Below are 7,169 nucleotides of genomic sequence, written 5' to 3'. Positions count from 1 at the left end.
GCCGACGGCCAGGTCATCTGGGTGTGGCCGGAGATGTCGTACGGATTCCTGCACGGCATCGAGGCGCTCGGCCGCGGCCTCGGCAAGGACTGGAAGGCCTCGGCGCCGGAGCAGGACTGGAAGATCGTCCACTTCTTCGGCTACGACAACAGCTTCTACCACTCACTGCTCTACCCGGTGCTGTACAAGCTGGCCTTCCCCGGCTGGGAGCCGGACATCGACTACCACGTCAACGAGTTCTACCTGCTGGAGCACCAGAAGTTCTCCACCAGCCGCCGGCACGCGGTGTGGGGCAAGGACATCCTGACCGCCGACAGCGTCGACGCGGTCCGCTTCTTCCTCGCCCGCACCCGCCCCGAGGGACGGCGCACCAACTTCGACCCCGCCGCGTACGAGAAGGCCCTCGCCGACACGCTGATCGGCACCTGGCAGCGCTGGCTGGGCGACCTCGGCCACCGCGTCGACGCCTGGTACGGCGGACAGGCACCCGACGCCGGAGTCTGGACGCCGGAACACACCGCGTTCCTCGCCCGGCTCGGCGTCCGGCTCGCGGCCGTCACCCAGAGCCTCGGGCAGGACGGCTTCTCGCTGAACCAGGCGGCGGACGAACTGCACGGCATCGTCGAGGACACCGCCCGCTTCACCGAACGCGAGTACCTCCTGACCGGCCCCGCCGAGAAGGACCGGACGCGCACCGCGCTCGCGCTGGAGCTGGCCGCGGCCCGGCTGCTCGCCCGGTGCTCCGCCCCGGTCATGCCCCGGTTCGCGGGCCGGCTGGCGGCGGCGCTGGGGCTGACCGGCCCGCGGGTGTGGCCCGCCACGCCCGAACTGCTGCCCGCCGGTACGAAGGTGTCCCTCAGCGACGCGGTCTTCTTCCGCGCCGGCGACGAGAAGGCCACGGCCGATGACTGACCCCTCGACCGCAGCGGCCGACGACGTCACCGACGTCGTCAACACCCTGGCCCTCCACCCGTGCGCCGACACCCGGCACCGCTTCCACCACCGCGGCCCCGACGGCGAGGTCCGCTCCCTCACCCTGGCCGAGCTCGACGCCCGGGCCCTCAACGTGGCGCGGCATCTGCACGCCCTCGGTATCCGGCCGCGGGACCGCGTCGGCATCCTCGCGCCCAACAGCCTCGCCTGGGTGCTGCTCGACCTCGCCCTGATCAAACTCGGCGCGGTCACGGCCGGATTCGAACCGGGCCGCTTCGACCCCGAGCGGCTGCCGCGCGACTACGGCCTGACGCTGCTCTTCGGCGAATTCGGCGAACTCACCGAAGAGGCGGGCGCACCGGAGAGCGGCGCCCTGCGCGCCATCGGCACGGTCGCCGACTGGGCCGAGGACTTCGCCCCCGACACCCTGCCCCGGTACCACGAGGGCTACGACCCGGCCGACATCCTGGCCGTCAAGTTCACCTCGGGCAGCACGGGCGTCCCCAAGGGCCTGGAGACCACCGTCGCCAGCGTCAACAGCTCCCTGCACGAGGTGCAGCGGATGTTCGCCCACGGCGACGGCGACAACCTGCTGGTCTTCCTCGGCAACTGGTTCCTCCAGCAGCGCTACTGGATCTACTCGGCGCTGGCGCACGGCCACGACGTCACGCTCGCCCGGATCGACGACGCCCTCGACACGGCCCGACGCACCCACCCCACCGTCGTCATGGGCGTGCCCGGCTTCTACGAGGAGATCCGCGAACGCCTGGAGGCCATGGAGCTGCCCGCCGACCCTGGCAAGCGCCGGGAGATCCTCCAGGCCGAGTTCGGCGGCCGGGTCCGTTACCTGTGGACCGGCTCCGCCCCCGCGAGCAGAGCCGTGCTGGAGTTCTTCAATGGCTCGGGCGTGCCGCTCTACGAGGGCTACGGCCTCAACGAGACCTGCATCGTGGCGAAGAACCACCCCGGCGCCTTCCGCCTGGGGAGCGTCGGCAAGGTACTGCCGAACAAGACGGTCCGCTTCGACCGGGACGGCATCCTCATCGTCGGCAGCCGCCACCCCGTCAACCACCGCTACACCTGGTGCGCCCCGGGCACCAACGAGAAGATGTTCCTGCCCACCGGCGAGGTGCGCACCCACGACATAGGCCACCTGGACGACGACGGGTTCCTCTTCATCCACGGCCGCGTGGACGACGTCCTGACGGTGAGCAGCGGCTACAACGTGCTGGCGCCCCTCGTCGAGGAACGCCTGCGCACCCACCCCGCGATCCGCGACTGCGTGCTCTACGGCAACGGCCGGGAGTTCCTGACCGCCGTCATGTCGCTGTCGTCGCCCGGCCCCGGCCCCGCCGAGCTGAGCCGCCACGTCGCCGGGGTCAACGAGGAACTGCTGCCCGACCAGCGCGTCCACGCCGTGGTGATCGCCACCGAGCGCTTCTCCATCGGGAACGGACTGCTGACCGGGCAGCTCAAGCCCAAGCGGCGAGCCGTCCACGAGCGGTACGCACGGGAACTGTCGGACGTCTACGGGAGCCCCGCCCCCGGTCCGTCGGCCGAGCGTCCCCTGGTGGTCGTCGCAACAGAGCAGACACCGAGGAGTACAACGTGAGCTGGAACAACCTGCCGGACGCGGTGCTGTCCAACTCCAGGGTCGAACTGCGGCGGCTCCGCGTCACGGACCGCGCCGACCTCGAACGCGTCGTCTACGACGAGGAGATCTGGCGCTGGTTCGTCACCAGGATCGCGACACCGGCCGACCTCGACACCTTCCTCGAGACCGCCATCAAGGACACGCTGAGCGGCACGCGGATCGTGTTCGCGATCGTCGACCGCCGCAGCGGCCACATCATGGGCAGCAGCGCCTACGGCAACCTGGCACCGGCCGACCGCCGTCTGGAGATCGGCTGGTCCTGGGTCGCCACTGCCGCCCGCCGCACCGGCATCAACCGGGCCGCGAAACTCGCCCTGCTGGACCACGCCTTCGACGTCCTGGAATGCGAGCGCGTCGAGTTCAAGACGGACGTGCTCAACACCGCCGCCCGCACCGGCCTCGCCACGCTCGGCGCCCACGAGGAGGGCGTGCTGCGCAGCTACAACTACATGCCGGGCGGCCGGCGCCGGGACGTCGTCTACTACAGCGTCCTGCGCGACGAGTGGCCCGCCCTGCGCAAGGAGCGGTTCGCCGCGCTCACCGACGGAACCGGGGTCTGACCATGCCCCTCCACGATCACGACACACCGCCCGCCGCGACCCGCCCGCGCGCCGAGGACCTGTTCCTGCACGCGGCCGGCCAGCGCCTGGCGGCGACCAGGATCGACGCGCCCGACGGCGCCCCGCCCGACGTGGTGCATCTGCACGGCTTCGGCACCACCGCCTCCCGGCACGCCGTCCGCTACCTGCTGGACGACCTGGCCGGACACGGGCACTCCTCGCTGACCTTCGAGTTCTCCGGCAACGGGGAGAGCACCGGCGAACTGGAGAAGGCGACCCTGCGGCAGCGCCGGAACGAGTCCCTGGCGGCGGCCCGGCTGCTGGACGAGGACCGGCGTCCCGTGCTCGTCGGCACCAGCATGGGGGCCCACCTCGCCGCCTGGACCGTGCCCGACCTCCGGCCCCGCGCCCTGGCCCTGTTCTGCCCCGCCGCCTATCCGGACAGCGAGGCCGACGTCCGCTTCGGCCAGGAGCGCGCCAGGCCCGGCCCCTACGCGGACTCACCGGCCTTCACCGGGATCCGGGAGTTCGACGGCGACCTGCTGATCGTCGCCGGCGACCACGACCAGGTGGTGCCCGGGTCCGTCATCGACGCCTATCTCGCCTACTCCGTCAAGGCCCGCTCCCGCCGGCTGATCCGGCTCGACTGCGACCACTTCATCCACCGCTGGCTGCCCGACCGGGCCGAGCCGCGGCGCGAGGTGCTGGGGGCCCTTCGCGCACTCGTCACCGACAGCCTCCGTTGACCACCGACCGGCGGACCGTCCGCCGTACCACCGGGGAGGAAACCCGTGCACACCGAGCCCAACATCCTGAGGCGGCACGACCTCGAAAGCCTGGCGGCCGTCGAACGCGCCTTCCACACCGGGCCGCTCTCCGCGGCGGTCCAGGACGCTCCGCGGTTGGAGCGGCGCAGCGGACTGACGCCCGAGGAGTTCGTGCGTGAGTACCGGGGCCCGCAGCGCCCGGTCGTCCTGGAGAACCACGTCGCCGACTGGCCGTCCGTGCAGACCTGGTCCTTCGACCACCTCGCCGACCGCGTCGGCGACGTCCGGGTCGTCGTGGACAGCTACAACACCAAGGCGGCCCGGGAGGCGACCGTCGCCGAGTTCGTCCACCTGCTGAAGGAGAACCGGCACGAGGGCGCGACGCCGATCTACCTCCAGGAGTGGTACTACCAGACCACCGCTCCCGAACTGGCCGCGGACATGCCGGAGATGGAGATCGCCCGGTACGACTTCCGGCGGAACCTGTACGGCGAGGCGGCCTCCACCAACCACCAGCTGTGGCTGGGGCAGCAGGGCGGCGTCACCCGGCTGCACCAGGACTCGTACAGCGTCGACGTGATGCACGCCCAGATCGTCGGCGAGAAGCTGTGGTACGTCATGGGCCCCGACGCCGTCCTGCACGAGGACACCGACGCGGACTGGACCCGGCTGGTCGAGGCCCCTGAGACCCAGCTGGCGCGATGCGTGCTGAAGCCCGGCGACGTGCTCTACCTGCCGGCCAACTGGTACCACCGCATCGAGCTGCTGAGCGACTCCATCGGCCTGGGCCGCAAGTGCCTGGACGAGATCAACCTCCAGGCGCACATCCGCCAGCGCATGACCGAGCTGCTCGCCCTCGCCCTCAATCCCGAGGAGGTCAGGCGGACGCACCCCGAGCTGTTCGACGTGGTGCTGATGCGCAGCCGGGCCTGGGCGAACCGCATGGGCATCGACCTGTCCAGGCTGCGGCCGTAGCCGCCGTAGAGTCCCTCCAGGTGCGGTTTCTTCACGTCCAGTTTCTTCACGTTGTACGACGAGGATCGAGGCGATGACGCAGAAGCACGTGCTGCTGGTCGGCGGGCCGGGCAGCGAACTCGACAAGCTGGACCGGCTCGGGGTCCGCTTCTCCATGATGCAGATCCCGGAGCGGGTCGCGGCCCGGCAGTACACGAGCGCGGCCCACTACGCGGTGCTCGACTACCGGGACCTCGACGAGGTCCTGGCCGTGGCCCGCGCGTGGCACTGCGTCGACCCCTTCGACGCGGTCGCCTCCTTCACCGAGTACGGGCTGTACCCGGCCTCCCGGGTCGCCCGGGAGCTGGGCATCGCGGGGGACAACCTGACCGCGGTGGAACTGACCCGGGACAAGGTGCGCACGCGCGAGCTCCTCGACCGCCACGGGCTCAGTCCCGTACGGCACCGGCTGTGCGCCGGCCTCGAGGACGCCCGCGCGTTCCTGCGGGAGCTCGGTGGCGGCCCGGTCGTGCTGAAGCCACGGGACGGCGGGCTCAGCGAAGGGGTGTACCTGGCGGCGTCCGAGGAGGAACTCACCGAGCGGTGGGAATGGTCGCGCCGGGCCACGGACGGGCCGCTGCTCGTGGAGGAGTTCCTCACCGGGCCGGAGTTCAGCGTCGAGTCGGTCTCGGTGGGGGGCCGCCACGAGATCGCGGCTATCACCGAGAAGGTCACGACCGAGCTGCCCCGCTTCGTGGAGACCGGGCACCAGGTACCGGCCCGGCTCGACGAAGCCTCCCGGACGGCCGTCGAGGAGCTCGTGAGGCGGTTCCTCACCCTCATCGAGCAGCGGGACGGCCCGGTCCACACGGAGCTGCGGCTCACCGCCGCCGGGCCGAGGCTCATCGAGGCGCAGACACGGGTCGGCGGCGACCAGATCTGGGAGCTGTGCGAGCTGGTGAGCGGAGTCGACCTGATGGCGGAGACGTTCTCCGCGCTGCTCGGCCTGCCCCGCCCGCCGCGCACTCCCGTGGCGGGCGCCGCCGCGATCCGCTTCTTCTCCTACGAGAACGTCCGGATCCTCGGCGTCGACGGCCTCGACGAGGCCCGCACCGCCCCCGGTGTGCTGCGGCTGCGGTGCACGCTCGAACCGGGTCAGGAACTGGGCGCCCTCACCTCGTCCACGGCCCGCCAGGGTTACGTCCTGTGCACGGGCGCGGACACGGCAGGGGCGATGGCGGCGGCGGAACGGGCGCACGATCTGGTCAAGGTGGTGACGCAGCCGCTCTGAACCGGGCAGGGGTGACCGGGGCGGTCAGCTCCGCGAGGCCAGCGACCGCTCCGTCACCCGCTCCAGATGCCGGGTGAACACCTCCCGCGCTTGCGGCGTCAGCGTCCGCAGCGCCACCAGCGCCGTGACGACGACGTCACAGAGCTCCGACCGCACGTCGTCCCACGTGTGGGTCACCCCCTTGCGCGGGTTCTGGCCCGTCGCGCCGATCACCGCCTCGGCGACCTCCCCGACCTCCTCGGACAGTTTCAGGATGCGCAGGAGGACGCCCTCGCGGCCCTCGACCGGGCGCTCGGTGTCGAGCCACTCCCACAGGGCGTCGACGGCGGCCCACAGGTCGGGCTCGGGCGGTGTGTGATCGCTCATGGGCGGGAGCCTGCCACGGGGGTCTGACAACGCGGCCCGCTACTCCAGGGACTCCTCGTCGAACAGCTGCTCCTGCTCGCCTTCCTTCGCCTGGCGCAGCCGCTTGGCGCGCGCCCCCACGACCAGCGCCGTCCCGGCCGCGGCCGCCGCGAACGCCGCCGGGATCATCCAGCCCCGGTTCACCGCGTGCCCGAGCGCGTGGTCCAGGGAGAACCGTCCCGGGCCGGTGATGGCCAGGCCGGCCGCCGTCAGGCCCAGGGTCGCCGCGTACTCGTAGCCGCCGCCCTGGTTGAAGAAGCCGTTCGGGGCGTGCACCGCCGCCGCACCGGCCATCGCGCCGGCCGCGGCCGCACCCGCGGCGGGCGTGGCGAGACCCAGTGCCAGCAGCGTTCCGCCGCCGGTCTCCGCGAGCCCCGCAGCCGTCGCACTGGCCTTCCCGGGGGCGTACCCGACGGACTCCATGAACTGTCCGGTGCCCTCGATGCCGTGCCCGCCGAACCAGCCGAACAGCTTCTGCGTGCCGTGCGCCGCCAGCACACCGCCCGTCCCCAGCCGAAGCAGCAGCAGGCCCAGATCCTGTCGGTCGTTACGCTTCACATCACGCTTCACGTCGTCTCCCGGGGCAGACAGCAGATACAGAAGGA

General features: G+C 71.7%; 8 protein-coding genes. 6 read left to right on the top strand and 2 right to left on the bottom strand.

Annotated elements, in window-relative coordinates; all coding sequences use genetic code 11:
• From SSQG_RS10985 to SSQG_RS10960, 6 genes are all read left to right on the top strand, one after another.
• Positions 1-912, top strand: a 912-nt coding sequence (locus SSQG_RS10985) for a class I tRNA ligase family protein (RefSeq protein WP_039934955.1), incomplete at its 5' end; no start/stop codon positions are given.
• On the top strand, positions 905-2,545 hold the full coding sequence (locus tag SSQG_RS10980) for an AMP-binding protein (protein WP_003989820.1): 1,641 nt from the start codon (positions 905-907) through the stop codon (positions 2,543-2,545). The genes SSQG_RS10985 and SSQG_RS10980, both read left to right, overlap by 8 nt.
• The gene (locus SSQG_RS10975; RefSeq protein ID WP_003989819.1) at positions 2,542-3,147 is read left to right on the top strand and encodes a GNAT family N-acetyltransferase; all 606 of its coding nucleotides are present in this window, start codon (positions 2,542-2,544) and stop codon (positions 3,145-3,147) included. Before SSQG_RS10980 ends, SSQG_RS10975 begins: the two co-directional genes overlap by 4 nt.
• Positions 3,148-3,149: 2 nt before the next feature.
• The gene (locus SSQG_RS10970) at positions 3,150-3,893 is read left to right on the top strand and encodes an alpha/beta hydrolase (protein WP_003989818.1); all 744 of its coding nucleotides are present in this window, start codon (positions 3,150-3,152) and stop codon (positions 3,891-3,893) included.
• 45 nt (positions 3,894-3,938) lie between these two features.
• A complete protein-coding gene (locus SSQG_RS10965) occupies positions 3,939-4,889 on the top strand; it encodes a cupin-like domain-containing protein (RefSeq protein ID WP_003989817.1) in 951 nt (316 codons plus the stop codon).
• A 73-nt stretch (positions 4,890-4,962) separates the two neighbouring features.
• Complete coding sequence (locus tag SSQG_RS10960) at positions 4,963-6,159, top strand: ATP-grasp domain-containing protein (RefSeq protein WP_003989816.1); 1,197 nt, start codon at positions 4,963-4,965, stop codon at positions 6,157-6,159.
• 24 nt (positions 6,160-6,183) lie between these two features.
• On the opposite strand, the gene SSQG_RS10955 is transcribed toward SSQG_RS10960, so the two are convergent.
• On the bottom strand, positions 6,184-6,525 hold the full coding sequence (locus tag SSQG_RS10955) for a MazG-like family protein (protein WP_003989815.1): 342 nt from the start codon (positions 6,523-6,525) through the stop codon (positions 6,184-6,186).
• A 39-nt stretch (positions 6,526-6,564) separates the two neighbouring features.
• Positions 6,565-7,122 (bottom strand): DoxX family protein, encoded by a 558-nt coding sequence (locus SSQG_RS10950; protein WP_039934949.1) that lies wholly within the window; start codon positions 7,120-7,122, stop codon positions 6,565-6,567.
• Positions 7,123-7,169 lie beyond the last annotated feature (47 nt).

It is taken from the genome of Streptomyces viridochromogenes DSM 40736 (assembly GCF_000158955.1).
Lineage (GTDB): Bacteria > Actinomycetota > Actinomycetes > Streptomycetales > Streptomycetaceae > Streptomyces > Streptomyces venetus.
The sequence above is the reverse complement of the archived record's forward strand: the minus strand, read 5'-3'. Positions and strand labels throughout refer to the sequence as shown.

Coding starts and splice junctions, on each gene's coding strand:
- SSQG_RS10970 (WP_003989818.1), top strand. CDS start 3,150: ATGCCCCTCCACGATCACGACACACCGCCCGCCGCGACCCGCCCGCGC.
- SSQG_RS10955 (WP_003989815.1), bottom strand. CDS start 6,525: ATGAGCGATCACACACCGCCCGAGCCCGACCTGTGGGCCGCCGTCGAC.
- SSQG_RS10960 (WP_003989816.1), top strand. CDS start 4,963: ATGACGCAGAAGCACGTGCTGCTGGTCGGCGGGCCGGGCAGCGAACTC.
- SSQG_RS10980 (WP_003989820.1), top strand. CDS start 905: ATGACTGACCCCTCGACCGCAGCGGCCGACGACGTCACCGACGTCGTC.